At 65.1% G+C, this 21,662-nt stretch carries 20 protein-coding genes; 10 read left to right on the forward strand and 10 right to left on the reverse strand.

Annotation, left to right across the window (positions count from 1 at the left end; genetic code table 11):
- The first annotated feature begins 148 nt into the window (after positions 1 to 148).
- Genes AC07R1_RS05640 through AC07R1_RS05650 form a run of 3 tightly spaced genes read left to right on the forward strand, consistent with a single transcriptional unit; the run spans position 149 to position 2,495 of the window.
- The gene (locus tag AC07R1_RS05640; RefSeq protein WP_019094960.1) at positions 149 to 916 is read left to right on the forward strand and encodes an ABC transporter permease; all 768 of its coding nucleotides are present in this window, start codon (positions 149 to 151) and stop codon (positions 914 to 916) included.
- 10 nt (positions 917 to 926) lie between these two features.
- Positions 927 to 1,688, forward strand: coding sequence for an ABC transporter permease (locus AC07R1_RS05645; protein WP_015635737.1), 762 nt, complete (start codon positions 927 to 929; stop codon positions 1,686 to 1,688).
- 9 nt (positions 1,689 to 1,697) lie between these two features.
- Complete coding sequence (locus tag AC07R1_RS05650) at positions 1,698 to 2,495, forward strand: ABC transporter ATP-binding protein (RefSeq protein ID WP_445495360.1); 798 nt, start codon at positions 1,698 to 1,700, stop codon at positions 2,493 to 2,495.
- A 186-nt stretch (positions 2,496 to 2,681) separates the two neighbouring features.
- On the opposite strand, the gene AC07R1_RS05655 is transcribed toward AC07R1_RS05650, so the two are convergent.
- From AC07R1_RS05655 to AC07R1_RS05675, 5 genes are read right to left on the reverse strand one after another with little or no spacing between them, the layout of a single operon-like run.
- A complete protein-coding gene (locus tag AC07R1_RS05655) occupies positions 2,682 to 3,446 on the reverse strand; it encodes an ABC transporter permease (RefSeq protein ID WP_011061467.1) in 765 nt (254 codons plus the stop codon).
- Positions 3,446 to 4,645 (reverse strand): ABC transporter substrate-binding protein, encoded by a 1,200-nt coding sequence (locus tag AC07R1_RS05660; protein WP_053158720.1) that lies wholly within the window; start codon positions 4,643 to 4,645, stop codon positions 3,446 to 3,448. The genes AC07R1_RS05655 and AC07R1_RS05660 overlap by 1 nt, the downstream gene beginning before the upstream one ends.
- Complete coding sequence (locus tag AC07R1_RS05665) at positions 4,611 to 5,450, reverse strand: ABC transporter ATP-binding protein (RefSeq protein WP_011061469.1); 840 nt, start codon at positions 5,448 to 5,450, stop codon at positions 4,611 to 4,613. Before AC07R1_RS05665 ends, AC07R1_RS05660 begins: the two co-directional genes overlap by 35 nt.
- Positions 5,447 to 6,517, reverse strand: coding sequence for an acyl-CoA dehydrogenase family protein (locus AC07R1_RS05670; RefSeq protein WP_011061470.1), 1,071 nt, complete (start codon positions 6,515 to 6,517; stop codon positions 5,447 to 5,449). Before AC07R1_RS05670 ends, AC07R1_RS05665 begins: the two co-directional genes overlap by 4 nt.
- A gap of 49 nt (positions 6,518 to 6,566) precedes the next feature.
- Positions 6,567 to 7,127, reverse strand: coding sequence for a carboxymuconolactone decarboxylase family protein (locus AC07R1_RS05675; protein ID WP_015635738.1), 561 nt, complete (start codon positions 7,125 to 7,127; stop codon positions 6,567 to 6,569).
- A gap of 104 nt (positions 7,128 to 7,231) precedes the next feature.
- Here AC07R1_RS05675 and AC07R1_RS05680 point away from each other — a divergent pair, with 104 nt between their 5' ends.
- Entirely contained in the window at positions 7,232 to 8,143 is a 912-nt protein-coding gene (locus AC07R1_RS05680) for an AraC family transcriptional regulator (protein ID WP_011061472.1), read from the forward strand.
- An 18-nt stretch (positions 8,144 to 8,161) separates the two neighbouring features.
- Here the strand turns inward: AC07R1_RS05680 and AC07R1_RS05685 are convergent, their stop codons facing one another.
- The 5 genes from AC07R1_RS05685 to AC07R1_RS05705 all read right to left on the reverse strand — a co-directional run bounded on the left by AC07R1_RS05685 (position 8,162) and on the right by AC07R1_RS05705 (position 11,936).
- A complete protein-coding gene (locus AC07R1_RS05685) occupies positions 8,162 to 8,764 on the reverse strand; it encodes a methionine ABC transporter permease (RefSeq protein WP_169891845.1) in 603 nt (200 codons plus the stop codon).
- Between the two features lie 65 nt (positions 8,765 to 8,829).
- Positions 8,830 to 9,807: a methionine ABC transporter ATP-binding protein gene (locus AC07R1_RS05690; RefSeq protein ID WP_011061473.1), complete on the reverse strand. Its 978-nt coding sequence runs from the start codon at positions 9,805 to 9,807 to the stop codon at positions 8,830 to 8,832.
- Entirely contained in the window at positions 9,804 to 10,613 is an 810-nt protein-coding gene (locus tag AC07R1_RS05695) for a MetQ/NlpA family ABC transporter substrate-binding protein (protein WP_011061474.1), read from the reverse strand. The genes AC07R1_RS05690 and AC07R1_RS05695 overlap by 4 nt, the downstream gene beginning before the upstream one ends.
- Positions 10,614 to 10,641: 28 nt before the next feature.
- Positions 10,642 to 11,679, reverse strand: coding sequence for an isopenicillin N synthase family dioxygenase (locus tag AC07R1_RS05700; protein WP_011061475.1), 1,038 nt, complete (start codon positions 11,677 to 11,679; stop codon positions 10,642 to 10,644).
- Between the two features lie 41 nt (positions 11,680 to 11,720).
- The gene (locus AC07R1_RS05705) at positions 11,721 to 11,936 is read right to left on the reverse strand and encodes a TOBE domain-containing protein (RefSeq protein WP_011061476.1); all 216 of its coding nucleotides are present in this window, start codon (positions 11,934 to 11,936) and stop codon (positions 11,721 to 11,723) included.
- A 222-nt stretch (positions 11,937 to 12,158) separates the two neighbouring features.
- Between AC07R1_RS05705 and AC07R1_RS05710 the strand changes: the two genes are divergently transcribed.
- From AC07R1_RS05710 to AC07R1_RS05735, 6 genes are all read left to right on the forward strand, one after another.
- Positions 12,159 to 12,980 (forward strand): aldo/keto reductase, encoded by an 822-nt coding sequence (locus tag AC07R1_RS05710; RefSeq protein WP_011061477.1) that lies wholly within the window; start codon positions 12,159 to 12,161, stop codon positions 12,978 to 12,980.
- Between the two features lie 201 nt (positions 12,981 to 13,181).
- Complete coding sequence (locus AC07R1_RS05715) at positions 13,182 to 16,019, forward strand: ATP-binding protein (protein WP_495110249.1); 2,838 nt, start codon at positions 13,182 to 13,184, stop codon at positions 16,017 to 16,019.
- Positions 16,006 to 17,196 carry a response regulator cyclic di-GMP phosphodiesterase PvrR gene (gene pvrR, locus AC07R1_RS05720; RefSeq protein WP_011061479.1) on the forward strand — a complete coding sequence of 397 codons (1,191 nt, stop codon included), beginning with the start codon at positions 16,006 to 16,008 and terminating at the stop codon, positions 17,194 to 17,196. The genes AC07R1_RS05715 and pvrR overlap by 14 nt, the downstream gene beginning before the upstream one ends.
- Positions 17,197 to 17,302: 106 nt before the next feature.
- Positions 17,303 to 20,488 carry a hybrid sensor histidine kinase/response regulator gene (locus AC07R1_RS05725; RefSeq protein ID WP_495110250.1) on the forward strand — a complete coding sequence of 1,062 codons (3,186 nt, stop codon included), beginning with the start codon at positions 17,303 to 17,305 and terminating at the stop codon, positions 20,486 to 20,488.
- A gap of 74 nt (positions 20,489 to 20,562) precedes the next feature.
- Positions 20,563 to 21,210, forward strand: a complete 648-nt coding sequence (locus AC07R1_RS05730) for a response regulator (RefSeq protein WP_065364724.1) — start codon at positions 20,563 to 20,565, stop codon at positions 21,208 to 21,210.
- Between the two features lie 26 nt (positions 21,211 to 21,236).
- Positions 21,237 to 21,644, forward strand: coding sequence for a TIGR03067 domain-containing protein (locus AC07R1_RS05735; protein ID WP_015635749.1), 408 nt, complete (start codon positions 21,237 to 21,239; stop codon positions 21,642 to 21,644).
- The last annotated feature ends 18 nt before the right edge of the window (positions 21,645 to 21,662 follow it).

Raw genomic sequence — 21,662 nt, forward strand, 5'->3', positions numbered from 1 at the left:
CCCCGTAGGAGCCGGCTTGCCGGCGAACAGGCCCTTAAGCCTTGCACCGCCCCGGCCGACGCTTTCGCTGGCAAGCCAGCTCCTACGAGCGCGCGATGGCACAGGTCTTGCGATAGGCATCGGGTACTTCGCCGATATAAGAACCGCCATGGCTCATTCCTTGCGCTGCACGCTCACCTCCCTGACCTGGCTGGTCTCGCCCCTGGCCCTGTTGCTGCTCTGGACCCTGGTGGCCCAGGCCGGGATCTTCCCGCGCAACCTGCTGGTACCGCCGGCCCAGGTGCTGCACACCTTCGAAACCCTGCTGGCCAGCGGCGAGTTGCTGGAGCATTTGCACAACAGCCTGTCGCGCCTGGGCCTGGGCTTTGCCCTGGGGGCCCTTGGCGGCCTGGTGTTCGGGGTGCTGATGGCCCTGTCCAAGACCGTCGAGGCGTACTGCGCGCCGCTGTTCCATACCCTGCGGCAGATCCCCAGCATCGCCCTGATCCCGATGTTCGTGCTGCTGTTGGGCATCGATGAAACCTTCAAGATCGTCATCGTCGCCAAGACTGCGTTCTTCCCCGTGGCCCTGGCCGCCAGCGAGGGGGTCAAGGCCATTCCCCGCAGTTACTTCGAGGTGGCCGACGTCTACCGCCTGCGCTGGCCGACCCTGGTGCGCCAGATCGCCCTGCCCGCCGCGGCGCCACCGATCATCACCGGCCTGCGCATCGGCCTGACCCGCTGCTGGGTGGTGCTGGTGGCCACCGAGCTGCTGGCCGCCGACAGCGGCCTGGGGCAGATGATCGAGATGGCCCGGCAGATGCTGCGCATCGATGTGGTGATGGTGGGGATAGTGGTCACCGGCGTGATCGGCTTTGCCCTGGACTTCTCCTTCCGCCGCCTGGAACAGCGCGTGCTGCGCTGGCAAACCCGCTAGGAGCCCTTGCATGACGACTCTACTGGCCAAGTTTCGCGGCCTGCTGCTGCCCCTGCTGCTGATCGGCGGCTGGGAATACCTGTCCCGCCAGGACGCCGCCGGGGCCTACGCCTTCGTGCCGCTCTCCACCATCGCCAGCGCCTTGCTGGAACTGCTGGGCAACGGCGAGTTGCCGGTCAACCTGCTGGCCAGCCTGGGCCGGGCCAGCGGCGGCCTGCTGCTGGGCACCCTGGCCGGGGTCATGCTGGGAGCCCTGATGGCCCTCTCGACCCTGGCCAACCGCCTGATCGGCCCGCTGTTCCATTCGATCCGCCAGGTGCCGATGCTCGGCTGGATTCCGCTGATTGCCATGTGGTTCGGCAACGGTGAGTTTTCCAAGATGCTGATCGTCAGCCTCGCGGCCTTCTACCCCATGGTGCTCAACACCTACCAGGGCTTTTGCCAGGTGGAACGGCGCTACCGCGAGGTCGGCCAGGTGCTGGTGCTAAACCCGGCGCAGCGGCTGCGGCACATCCTGCTGCCGGCGGCCCTGCCGAGCATTGCCACCGGCCTGTTGCAGGCCCTGGCCTTTGCCTGGGTGACGGCGGTGGGCAGCGAGCTGTTCCTGTCCTCCGGGGCCGGCCTGGGCAACCTGATGATGAACGCCGAAGCCGGCTCACGCATGGAAGTGATAGTGCTCTGCGTGCTGTGCATCGGCCTGTGCGGCTACCTGATGACATTGCTGCTGACCCTTCTGAGCCGCCGCCTGCTGCGCTGGCGCCCTACCCGTTAAGGCCTCCCCATGAATGCGATCGCCCAATACGCCCCGCTCCCCACTCATCTCCACGCCCTGACCGGGGCCCTGCAGCTGCGCGGCCTGAACAAGAGCTACCGGATCCAGGGCCAGGCCCTGCCGGTGCTGCAAGGCATCGACCTGGACGTCCAGCCCGGAGAGTTCGTCAGCATTGTCGGTGCCAGCGGCTGCGGCAAATCCACCCTGCTGCGGCTGATCGTCGGCCTGGAGGGTGACTATCAGGGGCAGATGCTGCTGGACGGCAAGCCAGTGACCGGCACCAGCCTGGAGCGGGGCATCGTGTTCCAGGACCATCGGCTGTTTCCCTGGATGACCCTGGCCCAGAACATCGCCCTGGCACTGAAGAACCACCCCTTGTCCGAAGCCGAGAAACAGCGCCGGGTGGCCGAGCACATCGCCCTGGTCAACCTGCAAGGCTTCGAGCAGGCCTACCCCCATCAGCTCTCCGGCGGCATGGCCCAGCGCGGCGCCATTGCCCGGGCGCTGATCAACCAGCCCAAGGTGCTGTTGCTGGACGAACCCCTGGGGGCGCTGGATGCCCTGACCCGGGTGCGCCTGCAGCACGAACTGCAACGTATCTGGGTGCAGCAGCGCTGCACGGTGATCATGGTCACCCATGACATTGAAGAAGCCCTGTACCTGGGGGACCGGGTAATCGTGATGGACGCGCATCCGGGGCGGATCAAGCATGAGATCCGCGTCGACCTGCCCCATCCCCGGGACCGCTCTTCACCCGTGTTGCAAGGCTACAAAGAGCAGTTGCTGGAGGAACTGGTGGGGCATTGATCGTCCAGGCACCCCGGCGCTGCGCCGGCTCCTACGCAGGTAGCGCCGCGATTACGCCGGGGCCGTAGGAGCTGGCTTGCCAGCGAAGGCGCCCGCAGGGGCGGTGCAAGGCTTGAGGGCCTATTCGCCGGCAAGCCGGCTCCTACGGGGGCTCCACCGGTGTCGCGCCGGGCCCACCGGCGGGCCTCAGGCGTGGGACCAGCGGCGATGCAGGCCACGGGCCAGGGCGTCGAGGGCAAAACCCAGCACGCCGATCAGCAGCACCATGGCCATCAGTTCCGAATAGGCCAGGCGGTCCCGGGTGTCGAGGATGAAGTAGCCCAGGCCGGCGCTGACCCCGAGCATTTCGCAGGGCACCAGGACGATCCACAAGATGCCGATGGACAGCCGTACCCCGGTCAGCACATGCCCCAGCACCCCGGGCAGGATCACCTTGCGCAGGGTCTCCCAGCGGGTGGCGCTGAGGCTGCGGCTCAGTTGCAGCCAGCGCGGGTCCAGCTGGCGCACGCCGGCCGCGGTGTTGAGCAGGATCGGCCACAGCGCGGCGAACGCCAGGAGGAAGTAGATCGGCTGGTCCCCTACCCCCATCAGCATCACCACCACCGGCATCCAGGACAGCGGCGAGATCATCCGCAGAAACTGGAACGCCGGGGTGGTGGCTGCCTCCAGGTGCCGGTAGCTGCCCACCAGCAGGCCCAGGGGCACGCCGATCAGCAAGGCCAGGAGCAAACCCACCAGGATCCGCTTGAGGCTCACCAGCACATGCTCGTACAGCTCGCCACGCCCCAGCAGTTCCAGCAGGCTGGCGAAGGTCGCCTCGGGGGAGAAACGCGCCGCCAGGCCGTTGCCATCGCCCAGCAGGTGCACCCCCAGCCACCAGCCCAGCAGCAGGCTCGACAGCCCGGCAAGCCCCAGGAGCCAATGGCTCAGGGAAGAAGGTTGCTTGCCCATCAAAGACCGAACTCCTCGCTGCGCTCGAAGCTGTCCGCCAGGCCGAAGGCCTTCAGCCCGCCCACCGAGGCGATGGCGTTGCGCACGAAGCGATCGTCCACCAGGTCCTTGGCGGTGTGTGCCGGGTCAAGGCTGGCCAGAAAGCCCTTGTCGCCCTCGATCAGGGTGTCCTTGAGGCGCTTGACCAACTCTTCGGTGTAGCTGGGGAACGGATACGGCTGGAAGTCGATGCGCTGCTCGTCCCAGTGGCTGTGCTGGATCGCGCCGCTGGCCAGGTAGGCCTCGCGGTCGGCCGCCGCCGGCGCCAGCACCCGGTTGAGCACCTGGGGCGCATGGGGCGTGTAGCGGTTGGCGCCATCCTTGGACAGCAGTTGCGCGGCCTCGGCGCGGTGGTCGCGGGTCCACAGCTGGGCCTTGACGATGGCGTTGACCACCTTCTGCGACCATTCGGGACGGTTGTCCAGGTCATGCTCGTGCATGAACACCACGCAGCAGGCGTGGTTGCGCCACACGTCCCCGGTAAAGCGCTGCACCCGGCCCACCTTGAGTTCCTCGGCCAGGGCATTGAACGGCTCGGCGACGATGTAGCCGGCAATCCGCTTGCTGGCCAGGGCTGGCGGCATGTCCGAAGGCGGCAGCACCACCAGGTTGACCTCGTTGGCCCCCAGGGCGCTGCCGGCGGCCTTGCTCACCGGCACCAGGCCGTTGTCGCGAAACAGTTGCTGCACCACCACGTTATGGATCGAATACCAGAACGGGATCGCCACCGACTGCCCCGCCAGTTGCTTGACCTCGGTAATGCCCGGGGCCACGGTCAGGCCGGAACCGCCGACGTGGTTCCAGGCCACCACCTTGGCCGGCACCCGGCTGCCGTAGCGGGCCCAGACGGTCATCGGCGACAGCAGGTGAATCACGTTGACCTGCCCGGAAATGAACGCCTCGATCACCTGGGCCCAACTGCGCAGCAGCACCGGACGCTCGGCCTTGATGCCCTCGGCCTCGAACAGGCCGTTGTTGTGGGCCACCAGCAAGGGCGTGGCGTCGGTGATCGGCAGGTAGCCGATGCGCACCGGCGCGTCCGGTTCCTGGGCGGCGCGGGCCTGCAGGCTGTTGAGCAGCGGCAAGGCGCCGCCGGCAGTCAGCAGCGCACTGAGCTTGAGAAAGTCACGACGGGTATGAGTGAAGTCGTCCAGGCACATGGTCAATCTCCGACGGTGCAGGCAAAGGGGAAGTGTGGGGGTTGCGGCTCGCCCGCCGAAGGGTCTTGAGAATCTCGATGCGCAGCGCGCCCAGTTCCTCGATCCGCTCGGCGCGCGGCGCCGGCAGCTCGATGTGCCACTGGCCGAGGGTGCGCGCCGGGCTGTTACCCAGTAGCAGCACCCGATCGGACAGCAGCAGGGCTTCGTCGATGTCGTGGGTGATCAGCAGCGCCGCGGTGCGGTGCTGGCCGATCACCTTGAGCAGCAGTTGCTGCATGTCGGCGCGGGTCACCTCGTCCAGCGCGCCGAAGGGTTCATCCAGCAGCAGCACCTGGGGCTGGCGCGCCAGGCAGCGGGCCAGTGCGGTGCGCTGGGCCATGCCGCCGGACAGTTGGGCCGGATAGCGCTGGCGGGCGTGTTCCAGGCCCACTGCGGCAATCGCCTGGTCGATGCGCTCCTTGCGCTGGCGCGGGCTCAGGTGCGGCTGGCGGGCAAAATCCAGGCCGAAGGCGACGTTGTGCTCCAGGTTCAGCCAGGGCAGCAGGCTGGGGTCCTGGAATGCCACCGCGACCCGCGGATGAGGGCCGTCGAGGGGCTCGCCCAACAGGCTGACCTGCCCGGCGTGGGGCTTCTGCAGGCCGGCCAGGACCCGCAGCAGGCTGGACTTGCCGACCCCGCTGGGGCCGAGAATGGACACCACCTCGCCGGCCTGCAGGTGCAGGTCGAAATCCTCCAGCACCGTGTGCCAGCCTTGCGCCGCGGGGTAGCCGAGGCTGATCGCCTGTGCGTTCAACAGGCCGCTCATGCTGCCGCATTCCGCGCCTGGCGTTGCAGTTCGGCGCGCAGTTGCACCAGGCTCGGGGTGACGATGGGCACGAAGGCCGACTCGCGCCAGCGCCGGGCAAAGCCGCTGCCGAACTCGCTGAGGTAGGCCTTGCCGCCGCTGGCCTGCAGCTCCAGTTGCACGGCGTTGGCGGTGGCTTCCGCCAGGGCGATGCGCACCCGGAACAGCGCCCCGGGCTGGCTCAGGAAGCGCCCGTCGAGCAGGCCGCTCTTGAGTTCGCCGACGGTCTGTTCCAGGTGCTGGCGTTGTTCCAGCAAGGGTTCGTGGAGGATCGAACGGGCGCCCTCGACGTGCTTTTCCACCTCGCTCAGGGCCCGGCGCGCCAGGCCGATGGCCAGGGCGCATTGCAGGCCGAGAAAGGCCGGGCGCACCGCCGGCAGGAACACTCGGGCATCCTCGTGCAGCAGCCAGTCACGGGCCACCGCCACCTGGTTCAGTTCCAGGGCAGCGGTGTTGCTCGATTGCAGGGCCATCAGTTGCAGGTCATCGGAGCGCTGCAACCCGGGCAAGGCATCCGGGATCGCCAGGATGAACGGCGCGCCGCCCTCCTCGCGCTCGATGGCCGCCGCCACCACGAACCCGCTCTTGCGCAGGTTGGTGACCCAGTGCAAACGACCGTTGAGGCTCCAGCCCTGCTCCTGTTCCCGGGCCCGGACCTGCAAGGCCTCGATCCCCGAGAGAAACTTCATGGCATTGGACAGCCCGGTGGCACCGGCCAGCTCGCCGCTGAGCAACGAGGGCAGCAGGCGCTGGCGCAAACCGGCATTGGGGCTGTGCAGCAGGTATTCGATAAAGGCTCGCTGGCCCCAGCAGACAAAGGCCGCCGCCAGGGAATGGCTGGCCACGCTGGCCATGACTTCCAGAGCATCGGTCAGGTCGCCGCCGCTGCCGCCCTGAGCCGGGTCGATACCGACCCGCAGTACCTCGGCGCCCGCCAGCCGGGCGAGGACCTGCTGCGGGTCGCACTGGCCCTGGTCGAGTGCCTGGGCCTGGGCATCCAGCCATTCACTCAATTGCGCATCGAGCATGTGGTTTTCTCCTTGAAAGGGGGCGCCGCGCAACCGCCGGCGCCCTGGATCATTGACCTTGCACTGACCAGCGATACTTGGCCAGCTCGGGGTTCAGTTCAGTGCCGGCGAACACGTTGGCGAAGTTGCACAGGGTGGCCAGGCTGATGCCCAGGATCACTTCCAGGGCATTGCCTTCGCTGTATCCTGCCGCCTTGAACTGGGCATAGCCGGCGTCGCTGACCTTGCCCCGGGTGGCGATCACTTCCCGGGCAAATGCCGCCAGGGCTTCCAGCCGGGCTTCGGGCAAGGTGCTCTGCTCGCGCAGGGCGCTGACCACCGGGTCCGCAAGTTTGGCCTTGTTCAGGGCCACCGAGGTATGACCTGCGACACAGAAATCGCAGCCATGGGTGGTGGCGGCCACCAATTGCACCACTTCACGCTCCGCCAGGCTCAACTCGGCCTTGCCGTTGAGGGCGGACACCGTGACGTAGGTTTCCAGGGCCGCCGGGGCATTGGCCAGGATGCCCAGCAGATTGGGGATAAAGCCCGAGTTCTTCAGCGCGTTCTCAAGAAAGGGCCGAGCGGCTTCTGGAGCCGTGTGCAAGGTGTGTAGAGTGACGCGGGACATGGAGTGGACTCCTGCTGTGTAGGTGTGCGTCAAGTCTGTTGGTTATAAGAATTCCGATCCATATTCTAAAGTAGCGATTACTTGCTTCTGAGTGTTTCCCTTAGATGATTTCGTCAAGCCCACTGGTTGATTGGTTATTAGAAGGCCTGGAACTCGATGCCAGCCTGTTTCACGTCGGACGCTACTGCGGAGGCTGGCACGCCAGCACCCAGGGCCTGGCCCGGGCCAGCTTCCACCTGATCGTCCAGGGCCATTGCTGGCTGCATATCGACGGCGCGCCCCAGGCCCTGCGCCTGGATGCCGGGGACGCGGTATTCCTGCTGCAGGACCTGGGCTACCGGCTGTCCAGTGCCCAGCAGGCTGAAGCGGCGCAGCAACTGCCGCGCACGCCCATGGTGCCCCTGGAGCCGGGAGCCCAGGACGGTGTGGGGCTGGTCTGCGGCTTTTTCCATTTCAAGCCCGGGCTGTCCTCGCTGATCATCGACAGCCTGCCGGGCTGGCTCATCCTGAGGGCCGGCGACCCGTCCCTGAGCGCAGCCCGGGCGCTGTTCCAGCTGATTCTCGAAGAATGCCAGCGCACCCCGGCGCCCTCCTCGGCGCTGCTGGAACGCCTGAGCCATCTGCTGTTTTTGTATGTGCTGCGCCAACAGGTCAACGCCAACCAGGACCTCGGCGGCCTGGTGGCCCTGGCCCGCCACCCGGGGTTTGCGCCGCTGCTGGAGCAGTTGATCCAGCGCCCCGGCGAAGCCTGGCCCCTGGAAAGCATGGCGGCCCTGACCGGGCTTTCGCGCTCGGCGTTCTTCAAGCGGTTCAATGAACTGGCCGGGCAATCCCCGGGGCAGGTACTGCTGGCCCTGCGCATGCGCCACGCCTGCCAGTTGCTCAAGGCCAACCAGACAGTGGAGCAAGTGGGCGCCGCCGTGGGCTATCAGTCGATCGCCGCCTTCACCCGGGCCTTCACCAAGGCCGTGGGCCTGCAGCCCGGGGCCTATCGCAAGCAGCACGAAGGGCGCTGAAACGCGCCCCGAATGTACTCAGCGGCGATGGGCCAGGGCCCGCACCAGGCGGTCGCCGCAGCTCTGTACCCCCTGTACCAGCAGCACCAGGACCAGCACCGTGGCCACCATGATCTGGTTGTTGAACCGCTGATAGCCGTAGCGGATCGCCAGGTCCCCCAGGCCGCCACCGCCGATGACGCCGGCCATGGAGGAAAAACCGATCAGCATCACCAGGGTCAGGGTCAGCCCTGCCAGCAGGGCCGGCAAGGCTTCCGGCAGCAGCGCCTTGAAGATCACATGGCCGATGTGCCCGCCCATGGCCAGGATCGCCTCGACCCGACCGCGGTCCACTTCATCCAGGGCGTTCTCGACGATCCGCGCAAAAAACGGAAAGGCTCCGATGGTGATGGGCACCACCGCGGCAGTGCTGCCCAGGGTGGTACCCACCACCAGCCGGGTCAGGGGGATCAGCGCAATCAGCAGTACCACGAAGGGCAGCGAGCGCCCCAGATTGACCAGCCCGCCCAACAGCCGGTTGAGCCTTGGCATGGGGTACAGGCCGCCCTTGCGGCTGATGAACAGCAGCACCCCCAGGGGCAGGCCGATCAACAGGGTGAACAGCGAGGCCAGCAGCACCATGTACAGGGTTTCACCCGTGGCGGTCAGCAGCAGCTGCGCCAGTTCCTGCCAATCGAGGCTGCGGTTCACAGGCGTTCACTCCGAATTCCTCGCTGGGCCAGGGCCGTCAGCAGTTGTTGGAATTTGCCGGCGTCGGCGGGGGCGGCAGCGATGCGCAGGCGCCCTACCCGCCGGCCGCCTACCGCTTCGACACCACCGGCCAGGACCTTGAGCTCCAGCGCCTGCTGGCGGCTCAGTTGCTCCAGCAGCGGCGCCGCGCGCTGGTTGTCGAAAAAGGTCAGTTCGGCCTGGGGCTGGCTGCCGTTGAACGGCAGGTTGTAGCCCGGCAACAGCGCCCGGCCCAGGGCCGACTGCGGGTTGCCCAGCAGCTCGGCCACCGCCCCGCTCTCCATCAGCCGGCCGCCCGCCAGGGACGCGGCGTGGCTGCAAATGGCCTTGACCACTTCCAGCTCGTGGGTGATCAGCACAATGGTCAGCCCCAGCTCGCGGTTGATCTGCGCCAGCAATTGCAGGATCGACGCCGTGGTTTCCGGGTCCAGGGCGCTGGTGGCCTCATCCGACAGCAGGTAACGCGGCCCGGCGGCCAGGGCCCGGGCGATGCCCACCCGCTGCTTCTGGCCACCGGACAGTTGCGAAGGATAGGCCTGGGCCTTGTCGCCAAGACCCACCAGTTCCAGCAGTTCCAGAACCCGCGCGCGGCGCTGGCTTTTGCCCAGGCCGGCAATTTCCAGAGGCACCGCGACGTTGTCCTCAACCGTGCGCGAATGCAGCAGGTTGAAGCCCTGGAAGATCATGCCGATGCCCTGGCGCTGCCGGCGCAGCTCGCTCGCGGACAAGGCGCCAAGGTCCTGGCCGTCCATCAGGATGCGCCCGCTGCTGGGCCGTTCCAGCAGGTTCAGGCAGCGCAACAGGGTCGACTTGCCGGCGCCGCTGCGCCCGAGAATGCCGTACACCGCCCTGTCGGGAACCGTCAGCGAAACCCGATCCAGTGCCGCGGGCTGGCCTTCGCCGTAGACCTTGCAAAGCTGCTGGACCTCGATCATGGCTGGCGGTCCGTGACGGGAATCACCGAGCCCGAGTAGGTGCGGGTAATGAACGCCGCTACTTCCGGCGAGTTGAGGTCCTTGGCCAACTGACGGATGCGCGGGTCATCCTGCAGCTTGGGGGTGGTCACCAGGATGTTGGCGTAGGGATTGTGCTCGGCCTTTTCCAGGCCCAGGGCATCCTTGGCCGGCACCAGCCCGGCCTCCAGGGCGTAGTTGCCATTGATCACCGCCAGGTCCACGTCGTCCAGGGCCCGGGGGATCTGCGGCGATTCGATCTCCAGGATCTTCAGCTGTTTCGGGTTGTCGGCGATGTCCCTGGGGGTCGCCTGATCCCGGGCCGGGTCGGTGAAACCGGGCTTGAGGCGGATCAACTGGTAGCTCTGCAACAGGTACAGCGCGCGGCTGAGGTTGGTGACATTGTTGGGCACCGCGACGCTGGCGCCCTGGGGCAACTGCTCGAAGCGCTGGTGACGCTTGGAATAGATCCCCAGGGGCTCGATGTGCACGCTGGCAGCCACGGCGAAGGGCTGGCCCAGGGCCTGTTCCTGAGACTTGAGGTATGGCAGGTGCTGGAAGTAGTTGGCGTCCACATCGCCGTGGGCCAGCAGTTCGTTGGAGTTCACGCCATTGGGAATCTCGATGATCTTGAGCTGCAATTGCGGGTCGAGTTTTTGTACGTAGGCGAGGATCTCGGCATGGGGCACCGGGTCGGCGGCTACCCGCAACGGCTGCGCCGCAGTGGTCGGCAGGGCCGCCCCCAGGCTGGCCAGCAACGCCAGGGTCAAGACGGTGTTCTTCAGCATGGCAGTGTCCTTGAGCAGCGGATGAAGGTCAGGCACTCAGTGCCTTGGGCACCAGGGCATCGGGGTAGAAACGCCGGGCCACGTCCGGATGCGAACGCAGGCGGCCCTTGAGGTAGTTCCAGCCCACTTCGCGAAACAGCGGGTTGTCGGGGTCGCTGGCCGGGCCCCGGGCTTCGCGCAACAAGGCTTCGGGCAAGGGATACAGCGGCACCCGGGCATCGAGTTGGGCACCGAGGAAAAACGCGATGGACAGCCGCTGGCGATCCGCGGGCGGCGACTGCACCCGGTGCACGGTAGCGCGCAGATAGCCGTGGGTGGCCAGTTCCAGCAGCTCGCCGATGTTCACCACCAGGGTGTTGTCCCGGGGCGGCGCGTCGATCCAGCGGCCCTCCTCCACTTCCACCTGCAGGCCGGCCTGCTGGTCCTGCAGCAGAAAGCTGAGGAACCCGGAATCCTTGTGGGCCCCCACGCCCTGGTTGCTCTGCCCCGGCGCGCGGCCAGGGTAGCGGATCAGCTTGATGTGCTCGTTGGGCCGTTCGCCGTACAGCCCATCGAAGGCCTGTTCCGGCAGTGACAATGCCTGGGCAAAGCCGCGCAACAGGCGCAGGGACATGGCGGTCATTGCCTGCTGCCACTCCAGCAGCACGGGCTTGAACGCCGGCAGTTGCGCCGGCCATTGGTTGGGGCCCTGCAAGCGGGTCCAGGGCGGGCTGTGGGGATCCAGGGGCAAGGCCTGGCGCTCGGCCCCCAGGTCGAACTGTTCCCGCAGGTCCGGCTGGCCCCGGGTGATCTCCGAAGCCGCCTGGTTATAGCCGCGAAAGTGCGGCGAGTGGATCATGCCCACGGCCGCCTTGTCGGCCTCGGGCAAGGCAAAGAACGCCCGCGCCTGGTCCTGCACCCGGCGCAGCAGGCCGCTGTCGACTCCGTGCCCGGTCAGGTAGAAAAAACCCACGTCCCGCGCCGCCTGGCGCAAGCCGTCGAGAAAGATCCGACGCTGCTCCGGGTGGCCCTGCAATTGGCTCAGGTCCAGGACCGGCAGCGCGGTGATATCCAGCGAGTGCGGCATGCTTCACTCCCCTGTGAATGGACGATGTCCGCAGGTGCGGCTCAGAGCTTGGCGATGGAGACTTCGGTGGACTTGACGAAGGCGATCACTTCGCTGCCGACCTTGAGTTCCAGGTCGCGCACCGAGCGGGTGGTGATCACCGAAGTGACAATGCCCGAGGCGGTCTGCACGTCGATTTCCGAAACCACCTGGCCTTCGTGGATCTCCTTGATCACGCCCTTGAACTGGTTGCGTACGTTGATCGCTTGAATGGTCATGCTGAAAAGTCCTTTGCTGGCACCGGGCTCAGGAGTTGAGCGGCTGGGGCTAAACATGCGCCTTTGACAAAAGCCTTAAAAGGAATAAATAATTAGATAGTTATTTCTTTTGGGAATATAAAAGACCCAGCCTCCCGCCCTCGCGCAGCCTTGACCCTGCCCGCCGGCTTTGCTTCCCTGTGCCCTGCACTGATCACTCTCGACAGATACCAGGAGGTAAGCATGCGCACGTTGATGCTGGCAGACACGCAGGTTCCGGTGATTGGCCAGGGCACTTGGCGGATGGGCGAGGACCGCCACCTGCGGGATCAGGAAGTCGCTGCCCTGCGCACCGGCATCGACCTGGGCCTGACCCTGATCGACACCGCGGAGATGTACGGCGAAGGCGGCGCCGAGGAAGTGGTCGGCCAGGCCATTGCCGGGCGCCGCGACCAGGTGTTCCTGGTGAGCAAGGTCTACCCCCACAACGCCAGTCGCAAAGGCCTGCCCCTGGCCTGCGAGCGCAGCTTGAAACGCCTGGGCAGCGACTTCATCGACCTGTACCTGCTGCACTGGCGCGGCCAGTATCCCTTGGCGGAAACCGTGGACGCCCTGGAGCGCCTGCGCGAAGCCGGCAAGATCCGCCGCTGGGGAGTCTCCAACTTCGATGTGGCCGACCTGGACGAACTCGACTCCCCGGCCTGCGCTACCAACCAGGTGCTGTACAACCTGGAGTCCCGGGGTATCGAGTTCGACCTGCTGCCCGCCTGCCAGCAACGGCGGATGCCGCTCATGGCCTATTGCCCGATCGGCCAGGGTGGCGCCTTGCTGGCCGAACCGGTGCTGCTGCAGGTCGCCCAGCGCCATGGGGTCACCGCGGCCCAGGTGGCCCTGGCCTGGCTGCTGCGCCAGGACGGCGTGCTGGTGATTCCCAAGGCGGTGCGCCCGGCACACATCCGTCAGAATGCCCAGGCCGGCCAATTGCAATTGCCCGACGAGGACCTGCAGGCCCTGGATCAGGTGTTTGCTCCGCCACGGCGCAAGCAGCGCCTGGAAATGGTCTAGGCACAACACCGACGCAACGAGCATTTTTCAAACCGCGAAGGCTGCACGATAGTCATTGAAAAATGAACAGACGAGGAAAGTTGCGAGGTTCGACGGATAAGGAAGTGCCTGAACACTGTAAGTGCCACAAACCTACTGTGTACCGGGCGATTTAAGAATTGTCTGATCCCTGCTTGGCATGCCCCCAATTACAGTTGGCGCATGAGATTAAAAAGCTACCTGCATCAGATCAATCCCCTATTTTCCAGTCCTGAAGCAGCCCGCCGGCTGCTTCGTGTCGTGGCGCTGATTTTTCTGATCGGCCTGTTCGGCGCGGTCTACAACTTTCTTCGCTCCAGCCTGCACAACGAACTCTCACAACGGCAAAGCTACATGAGCAGCGCCATTGCCGAGGCCCAGGCATTCTTCACCAGCCGCTCGGCCCTGTTGGAAAGCCTGAGCCTGGCGGCGGTCTACGACCCTGGGGAACATATCAGCCCCCCAGGCGCCAGCGGTGCCTCCCAAGAAGAGACGTACCTGCAACTGGGTGGACCGCAGGGCAACCAGTGGGGGATCTGGCTGACCCTGCGCATGCGCAACTACCTGCAAAACAAGCAACTGAACCTGCTCTACATTCCCGGCACCCGCGATCTGCAGGTGCAACGCCTGTTCAGCACCCGGCCACAGACCAGCGATCTGCCCGGCGGGTTGCTGGACAAGCTGATCGCTCTGAAGCCCGAGCAGATCCCTGTCGGCGAAGAACTTTGGCTGATGGACAACTCCGCGGCGGGCGCCCATCTGTACATCTTCACTCGCCTTGACGAACGCTTCGCCCACTCCGGCTGGCTTGGACTGGAGATGGACGGCAAGAGCGTCTCCGCCGCCCTCAGCGACCAGAGCGCCGGGGATTTCATGATGTTCAATTCCCAGGGCGGGCTGATTTTCAGCAGTGCGCCCAGTGCCCGACTGAGCGCCGACGTACGCCACGTCCAGGGCGGCAGTTTCTTCGGCTTTCTCGGCGGCCGCTGGTGGCCCGACCATCTGGTGATCCGCAAGCAGCTGGGGGCTACCGACTGGCAGCTGGTGTACTCCTTCGACCTGCAGAACCTGCTCAAGAGCCTCTGGCCGCAGTTGCTGGCGGCGCTGCTCATCAGCCTGACCGGCATGGCTCTGATCGGCCTGCTGACCCACTGGGTCGAAGTGCGCCTGATCGCCCCCGCCCTGCACCGGATCCAGGCCCTGGTCGAAAGCGAGGCCTTCAGCCGCGACGTGATCCAGATCGCCCCGGTGGCACTCTGTGTATTGCGCCGCAGCGATGGCCGGGTGGTGCTGGAAAACACCCTGTCCCAGCAATGGCTGGGCAACGGCAGCGAACGCGACCAGCTGTGTTCCGGGTGGATCGAGCAGGCCTTCGACCCGGCCCGCCCCAACAGCTCGGACTACTTTGAAACCGCCGACGGGCGCCATCTGTACCTCAGCTCCGCCCCCACTCGCTACAACGGTGAGGACGTGCTGTTCTGCGCCTTCAGCGATATCAGCGCTCGCAAGCAGATCGAGGCGGCGCTGGAAGAAGCCAAGCGCCTGGCCGATACCGCCAATGAAGCCAAGACCCTGTTCCTGGCCACCATGAGCCACGAGATCCGCACGCCACTGTATGGCGTGCTCGGCACCCTGGAGCTGCTGTCGCGGACCCAGCTGGACAACCAGCAGAAGGATTACCTGCAAGCCATAGAAGGCTCTTCCGGTACGCTGCTGCAGTTGATCTGCGACGTGCTCGACGTGTCCAAGATCGAAGCCGGGCAACTGGCCCTGGAGCTCAGCGAATTCTCCTCCCTGGATCTGGTGCACGAGATCATCCAGGGCTACGCGGCGGCCGCCCAGGCCAAGGGCCTGCAGTTCTATGCCTGTGTCGACCCGCAGTTGCCGGAGATCCTGCTCGGCGATGTCACCCGGATCCGCCAGATCCTCAGCAACCTGCTGAACAACGCGGTCAAGTTCACCGATACCGGGCGCATTGTCCTGCGGGTCCGCACCGAAAGCCGCGATGGCGAGCGCAGCAACATCCTCTGGCAGGTTTCCGACACCGGCCGGGGCATTGCCCAGGACGACCAGACACTGATCTTCGAGCCCTTCTACCAGACCGAAGGCAACACCAACGTGATCGCCGGCACCGGCCTGGGCTTGCCGATCTGCCAGCGCCTGACCCAATTGATGAACGGCAATATCCGCATGGTCAGCGAGCTCGGCCTGGGCAGCAGCTTCACCCTGACTCTGCCGCTGGAGGCCTCTGCCGTGCAGGGCGACACCCCGCTGATCAGCCCATTGCTGCCGGAGATGGTCTATGTCGTGTCCCCGGTGCGTGAACTGGCCGAATCGGTGGCGGGCTGGCTGCGCCGCTGGGGTGCCCGGGCCCAGTTCAGCCTGCCGACCCCGTCCGACCGGGCCCGGGGCAACGTACTGATCGAACTACACCCCGGCAGCGTGGAGCAGCGCCTGGAACCCGACTGGCAGGGCCCCCTGGTGCTCGCCAGCGGCGATGGCCATAACGAACCGCGGATCGACGGCGGCAGTTGGCAGATCAACACCAACAACCTGCGGGCGATCCACCAGGCCGTCAGCCAGGCCCAGGGGGTCTGGGTGGCCCAGAGCGAGGATCACTCCGATCACCGCGAGCTGAAAAAGCTCAGCCTGCATGTCCTGGTGGCCGAAGACAACGTGATCAACCAGTTGATCCTCAAGGATCAACTGGAAGAACTGGGGTGCAGCGTGGAGCTGGCCTCGAACGGTGAAGAGGCCCTCTGCATCTGGAAGGCCGGTCGTTTCAACGTTGTGCTGACCGATGTGAACATGCCGAAGCTCAACGGTTATGAACTGGCCCAGGAGCTTCGGCGTCAAGGCTGTTCGATCCCCATCATCGGGGCAACGGCCAATGCAATGCGCGGAGAAGAAGAGCTCTGTCTTGCAGCCGGGATGAACCACTGCCTGGTGAAGCCCTTTGCATTAAGAGCGTTGTTCAACTATCTGGCGCCCTATGAAAGAGCCCCCCATGAAGTCCTGTAGCATTTTGATCGTCGAAGATCAGCCGTTTCAGTACATGTACCTGCAACACTTGTTCAACGAGCTGGGGCCCTACCAGCTGGAGGTGGCAAGCAGCGGCAAAGAAGCGCTGGAACGCCTCAAGCAGCGGCACTTCGACCTGGTACTGACAGACCTGCTGATGCCCGGCATGGATGGCGTGCAGTTCATCCAGAGCCTGGCCACCCATCGCGTGCGCCCGGCCCTGGCCATCATGAGTGCGTCATCCCGGCGCATGCTGATGGGCGCCAGCCTGGTGGCCCGCAACCTGGGGCTGAAGGTCATCGGGTTGATTTCCAAACCCGTGAACCTGGCTGCACTGCGTGCACTCACCGCTCAGTTGCCAGGGCTCGCCAATGACAGCAGCCCCCCACAGATCGGGGTCGAATGCAGCCCAGAGACCCTGCGTGAAGCCCTGCGCAACGGGCAGATCCAGGCCTGGTTCCAACCCAAGAAAGCCTTGAACAACGGTCGCATCGTCGCCGCCGAAGCCCTGGTGCGCTGGATCCACCCACAACACGGCATGCTCCTGCCTTGCGACTTCCTGCCGGCACTCACCGTGGCCCGCCTCGAAGAAGAACTGCTGTGGCTGATCCTGGAGCAGGCCCTTGAGGCCCAGGTGCACTGGCGCGAAGACGGCTATGACATCCCGGTGTCCATCAACCTGCCGACCCACCTGCTCAACAGCGCCGACCTGGCCGACCGCCTGTACGACTTCGTGATCCAGCACAACGGTGTGCCGGCCAGGATCTGCTTCGAACTCATGGAGTGTTCGACCCCGGAGCACATCAGCAACTTCTACGCCGGAGCCTGCCGCCTGCGCATCAAGGGCTTCGGCCTGTCCCAGGACGACTTCGGCAAGGGCTACAGCTCCTACATGAACCTGGTATCGACACCCTTCACCGAATTGAAGATCGACCGGGGGCTGGTCCAGGGCTGTCACAACAATGAAGAAATAGCCCAGGCCCTGACCTGCATCATCGCCCTGGGCCGGCAACTGGGCCTGACGGTCGTCGCCGAAGGCGTGGAAAGCGCCCACGAACTGGCTCTGTTGCGCAAGATCGACTGCACCCAGGTGCAGGGCTTCCTGATTTCCCATGCGGTCTCCTCGCAACAGTTTCAGCAACTGCTGGCCCAAGACGGGCCGGCCACGGTGTATTAGCCGATGAACCCATTGCCTGCCCACGCAACAGTCACTCATCGCTGACGGTCCTGCCCCAGAGATAGGAATCTCGGCAGGGCCCTTATATGTGTTTGGGAAATCAGTGATGAAAGAAAGCAGCACCTTGCTGCAGAACCTGGCTCGCAGCTTGCCCCGATTGAACATGGGCATACTGCTGGGCCTGGCGCTGCTGCTGTTCACCACCCTGTACTGGACCCTCGAGCGTCTGTTCGATGAACAGAACAGCAACGTGCGCTTACATTTCGCCCAACTGATGGAGAACATCCAGGAGCAGGAACTGTTTCTCAAACGCCTGGCCGCACGCCATTCGATCGACGCCTTGAGCCTCGATGCCCCTCATCACCTGACCCTGCAAGCCTTCCCGCCCACCGCAGGCCAGCAATCCCCCTTCGCAACGCCCTTCAGCCTGAGCTTGTACCCCCAACAGCCGGCGGCCGGCGAGCTGCCCAGGGTGTTCGCCCTGGAGCTACAACTGTCGAGCTTCTACAGCGCCTTCTGGTCAGGCTCGCAGCATGTCGCTCCGCGAACCTTTGTGTTCAACACCTTCGGCCATTTCGACATCAGCCACCCCGGGGGAAACACCGCGCCCGACACCAAGGTGGCAGACCAGGTGCTGCACCAGCAGCTCGTGAAGAGCGACGGCTTTGCCGACCACCAGATCCATTGGCAACAGTACAGGCCGCCCGCGTCGGAAGCTCTACCGACCAGGTTCCTGGCGTACACCAACCTGCATGAGCCGGCTGCACTGCTGGATGTCCAGGGAGGCAACGACTGGAGCGTGGTCGCGTCACTGCTGAGCCTGGATGACCTCGATTACCTCGAGCACACCAGACACTGGTCGATCTACGACGACTTCACCCTCATCGAGCCTTCCGGCACCGCCCTCACCGGCGACCCGGCGCCTGCCGACGTGGTGGGTGAAGGCCTCAACTTCGGCCTACAGGGGATGATCGTCAAGGTGACCAGCCAGACTCCGCAGTTGTGGACCGGGCTCTATGCCATCAGCTACAGGAACTACCTCGACTACGCGCTGTGGGCCATGCTGAGCCTGCTGGCCCTCGGGGTAGGCAGCATCGCCTGCGGCTGGGCCGCCAGCCGCTGGTACCGCAACAAGGTGGTGGTCCCGGCACAACGGGCGCAGCAATGCCTCAATGAAAGCGAAGACTTCAACCGTGTGGTCATCGACACCGTTCCCTCGGGGCTATGCGTGGTGAGCCGCGACAACCTCCAGGTTATCCTGCAGAACCGTCAGGCCGAGCAATGGCAAGGCACGGCGCAACTGCTGTCTCGGCTGGCCCAGGACCGCAGCCTGATCGACGGCGGCGAAACCAGCCTCGACATCGACGGGCGCTACCTGCAGGTAGAGTTCGTCTCGACCCGCTACCAACGCCAGGATGTGCTGGTGTGTGCCTTCAACGATGTCACCCGGCATGTGGAAGATGCCAAGGCGCTGGACCGGGCCAGGCGCTCGGCGGACGCCGCCAATACCGCCAAGACCCTGTTCCTGGCCACCATGAGCCATGAAATCCGCACCCCGTTGTACGGCGTGCTCGGCACCCTGGAACTGCTAGGCCTGACCCACCTGGACAGCCGCCAGAGCGACTACCTGCAGACCATCCAGCGCTCCTCCAGCACCCTGTTCCAGTTGATCAGCGACGTGCTCGACGTCTCCAGGATCGAGGCCGGACAAATGAGCATCGATCCGCTGGAGTTCTGCCCGCTGGACATGCTGGAGGATGTCTTGCACGCCCACGCTGGCTCTGCCCAGCGGCGCGGCCTGCTGCTCTATGCCTGCATCGACCCCAACCTGCCGGACCTGTTGCTGGGGGACGCCGCGCGAATCAGCCAGATTCTCAACAACCTGCTGAGCAATGCGATCAAGTTCACCGACAGCGGCCGGGTGGTGTTGCGGGTCCGGGTGCTGGAGTTGCGGGACCAGCAAGCCCGTATCGAATGGCAGGTCACCGATACCGGGATCGGCATTTCAGCCCAGCAGCAACCCCAGCTGTTCGTCCCCTTCTTCCAGGTACGCGACGCCTCCAACGAAGCCGGGGCCGGCCTCGGGCTGGCGATCTGCGAGCGCCTGTGCCAGATGATGGGTGGGCAGATGCAGGTGACCAGCGAGCCGGGGCTGGGCAGTAGTTTCTCTCTGCGCCTGACGCTGCGCTGCCTGCCAGGAGGGCTGCCGCCATTGCTGCCATGGCCCGAAGGTGCGCCGGTGTATGTCCGGGCTCCGGTGCCGGAGTTGCTGAAAAACACCTGTGACTGGCTCGACCGCCTGGGAGTGCCGGCCTATCCGGCCCCCCCTGGCTGGAGCGACGAGCCGCAGACTGGCGTGCTCATCGACATGCTGCCCCGGGATGGCCTGGCCTCCTGGCCTGGCCCATGCGTCAGTGCCGTCTCCGGGGGCGGTAGTGGCCGTCTGCCGCAGGCCACCTCCTGGCAGGTCGACGCCCACGATATTCGCGCCATCGCCCAGGCCGCGGTGCTAGCCCACCAGGGCCTGCCCCTGTGCCAGGCACAGACACAGCAGAGAACCGGCCGCATGGGCCAACTGAACCTGCGCATCCTGGTGGCCAAACATAGCCCGATCAACCAGGCAATCATCAAGGAACAACTACAGGCCCTGGGCTGCCAGGTGACCCTGTCGGCCAATGGCAAGCAGGCCCTGGAACACTGGCAGCCACAGCGCTTCGACATCGTGATCACCGACGTCAATATGCCACTCATGAACGGCTACGAGTTGGCCCGGGAGCTGCGTCGCCGCGACCCGCAACTGCCGATCATCGGTGTCACCGCCAATGCATTGCGCGAGGAAGGCATCCGCTGCCTCGCCGCCGGCATGAACACCTGGATAGTCAAACCCATGAACCTGCAGACCCTGCGGGGGCATCTGTCAAAGTTGTGCCCCACCAGCACCGCGACCGCACCACCCACCATTCCGCCGGCCGCACCGTCCCGGCCTCCCCCCGACACAGCGCAAGGCGACCGGATTCAAGTCACCGAGAAAATGCGCCCGCTGTTTCTCAGTACCATGCACGAGGATCTGCGGCGGCTGGCCGAGGCGCTGGACAGCGGCGCCGGCAAGACTGCCGCCGCACGACTGCACAGCATCGCCGGTGCCATGGGGGCGGTGCAGGCAGCCCCACTGGCCAAGGCGTGCGCCGAACTGGAGTGCCGATTGCTGGAAGGTGCTCTGACTGCGGATTTGCAAGCCCAGGCCAGGCAACTGATGCAACGCTTGTCCAGACTCCTGTTGCCCCTTGAATAATGGCCTGCTGGGTTTAATGTACCGACGTTCCCTAGCTCCTTTACTAAATTGCGTATTGCACGGGTGTGTTTGCCATGGAAAAACTGAAAGTAGTCATCGCTGACGATCACCCTATCGTGTTGCTCGGTGTGCGTGAGCTGATGGAGCGTGATGAGCGCTTCGAGATCGTCGGCGAAACCCTGTCTTCCCAAGGCCTGATCCAGAAGCTGGAAAGCTGCCAGGTGGATGTGGTCATCACCGACTACAACATGCCCGGGGACTCGCCCTACGGTGATGGCCTGAAGCTGGTGGAATACCTCAAGCGCAACTTCCCGCACGTGCAGATCCTGATCCTGACCATGATTTCCAATCAGTTGATCCTCACCCGCCTGCGGGAGCTGGGTGTGGTCGGGGTGATCCAGAAGAGCCAGTTGCACGAGGAAATCCAGGTCGCCCTCAAGGCCATTGCCCAGAAAGCCGTGTATCGCAGCCTGGAGCCGGCCCCCAATTCGGTGCTGGAATCCAATGTCGCCATCGACGAGCGCATCTCCACCCTGTCGCCCAAGGAATTCGAGATTCTGCGCCTGTTCGTTTCCGGCAAGAGTGTCAGCGAGATCGCCCGCAGCCAGAACCGCAGCGCCAAGACCATCAGCGCGCAGAAGATCTCCGCCATGCGTAAACTGGAGGTGCAGAGCGACCAGGACCTCCTGACCTACTGCATTGGCCGCAATATATTCAACTGATTCCCAGCCCAAGGAACTGCCTGAAAATGGATTTGATTTCACCCGAAGCCGCCGACCTGCTGGAGCTGCAACGCTTGCAAGGGGCCTGGGAACAGATCGCGATGGAAGACAGCGGCGTGCTCAACCCACCGGACGAACACAGCGCCCCCGGCGCCCTGACCTTTATCGAAGGGCAGGATTTTCGCGTGGTGACCCCGGCCGGTGAACTGCTGCTGGCCGGCACCTTTACCCTCGACAGCAGCACCCATCCCAAGTCGATCACCTGGACCGACTCCATGGGCGCAGACGCCGGCCAGGCGCTGCCGGCCAGCTACCAGCTGAGCGACGATGAGTTCGTATTCATCGCCGCCGATGCCGGCCAACCCCGGCCAAGCCATTTCCGCACGGGCCCGGGCCAGACCCTGCGCCGCTTTGTCCGCGCTCGCCAGGCCTGAACCGGCGCAACCCTCCTG

This window comes from Pseudomonas sp. GW821-FHT07F01, assembly GCF_059418825.1.

Bases quoted from the DNA above. Each gene is read 5' to 3' on its own strand.
- AC07R1_RS05665 (WP_011061469.1), bottom strand. From the start codon at position 5,450: ATGAGCGGCCTGTTGAACGCACAGGCGATCAGCCTCGGCTACCCCGCG.
- AC07R1_RS05640 (WP_019094960.1), top strand. From the start codon at position 149: ATGGCTCATTCCTTGCGCTGCACGCTCACCTCCCTGACCTGGCTGGTC.
- AC07R1_RS05735 (WP_015635749.1), top strand. From the start codon at position 21,237: ATGGATTTGATTTCACCCGAAGCCGCCGACCTGCTGGAGCTGCAACGC.
- AC07R1_RS05650 (WP_445495360.1), top strand. From the start codon at position 1,698: ATGAATGCGATCGCCCAATACGCCCCGCTCCCCACTCATCTCCACGCC.
- AC07R1_RS05670 (WP_011061470.1), bottom strand. From the start codon at position 6,517: ATGCTCGATGCGCAATTGAGTGAATGGCTGGATGCCCAGGCCCAGGCA.
- AC07R1_RS05700 (WP_011061475.1), bottom strand. From the start codon at position 11,679: ATGCCGCACTCGCTGGATATCACCGCGCTGCCGGTCCTGGACCTGAGC.
- AC07R1_RS05685 (WP_169891845.1), bottom strand. From the start codon at position 8,764: ATGGTGCTGCTGGCCTCGCTGTTCACCCTGTTGATCGGCCTGCCCCTG.
- AC07R1_RS05660 (WP_053158720.1), bottom strand. From the start codon at position 4,645: ATGTGCCTGGACGACTTCACTCATACCCGTCGTGACTTTCTCAAGCTC.
- AC07R1_RS05645 (WP_015635737.1), top strand. From the start codon at position 927: ATGACGACTCTACTGGCCAAGTTTCGCGGCCTGCTGCTGCCCCTGCTG.
- AC07R1_RS05655 (WP_011061467.1), bottom strand. From the start codon at position 3,446: ATGGGCAAGCAACCTTCTTCCCTGAGCCATTGGCTCCTGGGGCTTGCC.
- AC07R1_RS05695 (WP_011061474.1), bottom strand. From the start codon at position 10,613: ATGCTGAAGAACACCGTCTTGACCCTGGCGTTGCTGGCCAGCCTGGGG.
- AC07R1_RS05730 (WP_065364724.1), top strand. From the start codon at position 20,563: ATGGAAAAACTGAAAGTAGTCATCGCTGACGATCACCCTATCGTGTTG.
- AC07R1_RS05680 (WP_011061472.1), top strand. From the start codon at position 7,232: ATGATTTCGTCAAGCCCACTGGTTGATTGGTTATTAGAAGGCCTGGAA.
- AC07R1_RS05705 (WP_011061476.1), bottom strand. From the start codon at position 11,936: ATGACCATTCAAGCGATCAACGTACGCAACCAGTTCAAGGGCGTGATC.
- pvrR (WP_011061479.1), top strand. From the start codon at position 16,006: ATGAAGTCCTGTAGCATTTTGATCGTCGAAGATCAGCCGTTTCAGTAC.
- AC07R1_RS05675 (WP_015635738.1), bottom strand. From the start codon at position 7,127: ATGTCCCGCGTCACTCTACACACCTTGCACACGGCTCCAGAAGCCGCT.
- AC07R1_RS05690 (WP_011061473.1), bottom strand. From the start codon at position 9,807: ATGATCGAGGTCCAGCAGCTTTGCAAGGTCTACGGCGAAGGCCAGCCC.
- AC07R1_RS05710 (WP_011061477.1), top strand. From the start codon at position 12,159: ATGCGCACGTTGATGCTGGCAGACACGCAGGTTCCGGTGATTGGCCAG.
- AC07R1_RS05715 (WP_495110249.1), top strand. From the start codon at position 13,182: ATGAGATTAAAAAGCTACCTGCATCAGATCAATCCCCTATTTTCCAGT.
- AC07R1_RS05725 (WP_495110250.1), top strand. From the start codon at position 17,303: ATGAAAGAAAGCAGCACCTTGCTGCAGAACCTGGCTCGCAGCTTGCCC.